Genomic DNA, 1,946 nt, shown 5'->3' with positions numbered 1-1,946 from the left:
GTACGTCGTCGGCGGGTTGTTCACCGGCTCGATCGCCGGTGCGAGCACCCCGCCCGAGGGCGTCTTCGAGGTCGGCTACCAGATCGGCTGCGGGATCGATATGAGCACCAGCGGCGGTGTGCTGGTGGGTGTCACCGGTCAGGGGTCAATTGGTTCCGACGCGTTCACATACGGCCAGAACGGCTACTTTTTCTTGCCCATCGGGGATTTCGGAACCGGCGGCTCAATCATCCCGAGTGTCGCCGTCTCCCTCAAGACGGGCGTCGTCAACACTATTCCGGTGGACAAGAAGACCTACAAGACCCCGGCTCCCGAGATCAAGGTGACCGGCTTCAGGGTCAAGATCGACGGCTGCGTAGGCCAATCGTTCATCCGCTCCTATGCCATCCTCACCAACTCAACAAGTGCCCAAGCCGAAGACCTTCTGTCTTGGTACGGCGTGACGAAAGCGGTCTGAAAATGCCCAGTTCGTTGATCCGAAACGCCGCGGCGCTGGCGGCAATCGCGGCACTGGTGGCGCCCGCCGTCTCCGCCTGGGCCGACCCGGTCCCCGCCAACCCGGACGGGGTGGCGGCGGTGCCGGTGGCTGCGGAGGTGGGTCCCGGTCCTGCCAACCCGGCCGCCCCCCCTCCGGTCGGCGCCGTCCCCCCGCCGGTGGATGACGGGAGGGTGGCTTCGACTCCGCCCGCGACCAAAACAGGCGCCGACGGCGTGACGTTGACGATCTCGGCCGAGGACGAGACCCAGCGATCGGTCGCTCCGCTGACCACCGCGATCTCCACCCGGGACTACGAAGTCGGGGGCGTGTTCCGTGGATCGATCACCGGTGGTGCCGGTGGGCCTTACAAAGGCGTCCTCGAAGTGGGTTACCAGATCGGCTGCGGTATCGACATGGGCTCCGGCCCGGGTGTCCTGCTTGGAGGCGGCGGTGGTCCAAACGCGTCCGCCGGGTTTATCGGGCCTGTCCCCGTCCCGGGTATCGGAGTCGGAGGCCAGGGCAACATCGCCGTCTCCCTCAAACCCGGGCTCGTCAACACCGTCCCGGTGACCAAGAAGCCGTTCCAGGGCGCGGCGCCGCGGGTGGCGGTCCGCGACTTCCGGGTGAAGATCGACGGCTGCGTTGGCGAGTCGTTCATCCGCTCCTATGCCATCCTGACCCGGGCCACCGAACTACGCGAGACGATCCTGGCCTGGTACGGCACCATCAAGAAGGTGTAGCGCGCGGTTCGGCAAGCCTGCGGGGTGCCCTCAGCCCAGCCGGCCGCGGATGAACGCGGCGGATCGGCGGATCGCGGTGGCCGCTTCGGGGATCGGCAGGTCCTGGAAAACGTGCGGCATGCCCTCGTACATGTCGATCACCGGCTCATGCCCGGCCTCGTCGAGCCTGCGGTACAGGCGCACGCTGGTGCTCAGGAAGATGGTCCGGGTGCCCTCCTGGATCAGCGTGGGCGGGAAGCCCTTGTCGAAGTCGGCGTATACCGGCGATACGCGCGGGTCTTTCAGGTCCAGTCCCCGGGTGAAGGCCTTGGCCGAGTTCTTCAGCAGGTAGTCGTAGTTCAGGATCGGATCGGCATCGCGAAGGGTGACCGCCGTGTCGCCGTCGTTGCTCAGGTCCGCCCACGGTGACCACAGCACAACGGCCCCCGGCATGCCCAAACCGTCGTCGCGCATCTTCAGCACGGCGCAGGTGGCCAGCCCGCCGCCGGCGGAGTCACCGATCACGGCGATGTCCTTGGGTGCGTGCCCCTGCTCGCCCAACGCCCGGATGACCGCCAGCACCTGGGCCTGCATCGTCTGCCAGTCACCGGCCGGCGCGGTCGTGTAGTCCACCGAGAGAATGCGCATGCCGGTGGCGTTGGCCAGCGACGGCATGGCCAACAGCCGGCCCCGCGCACTCGACATCGTGTAGGCCCCGCCGTGGGTGTAGAGGATCACCCGGCGCGGAT

General features: G+C 67.4%; 3 protein-coding genes. 2 read left to right on the top strand and 1 reads right to left on the bottom strand.

The window, feature by feature from the left end; translation table 11 throughout:
- The coding region (locus ADBZ5U_RS16085; RefSeq protein WP_526811873.1) for an MspA family porin at positions 1 to 457 on the top strand (457 nt) is incomplete at its 5' end.
- Between the two features lie 2 nt (positions 458 to 459).
- Complete coding sequence (locus tag ADBZ5U_RS16080) at positions 460 to 1,218, top strand: MspA family porin (RefSeq protein ID WP_526811871.1); 759 nt, start codon at positions 460 to 462, stop codon at positions 1,216 to 1,218.
- Between the two features lie 30 nt (positions 1,219 to 1,248).
- Here ADBZ5U_RS16080 and ADBZ5U_RS16075 read toward each other — a convergent pair.
- The coding region (locus ADBZ5U_RS16075; protein ID WP_526811869.1) for an alpha/beta hydrolase at positions 1,249 to 1,946 on the bottom strand (698 nt) is incomplete at its 5' end.

The sequence above is a fragment of the Mycobacterium sp. genome, from assembly GCF_040398885.1.
GTDB lineage: Bacteria > Actinomycetota > Actinomycetes > Mycobacteriales > Mycobacteriaceae > Mycobacterium.
This window is presented reverse-complemented; position numbering and strand designations above follow the sequence as displayed.

Coding starts and splice junctions, on each gene's coding strand:
- ADBZ5U_RS16080 (WP_526811871.1), top strand. CDS start 460: ATGCCCAGTTCGTTGATCCGAAACGCCGCGGCGCTGGCGGCAATCGCG.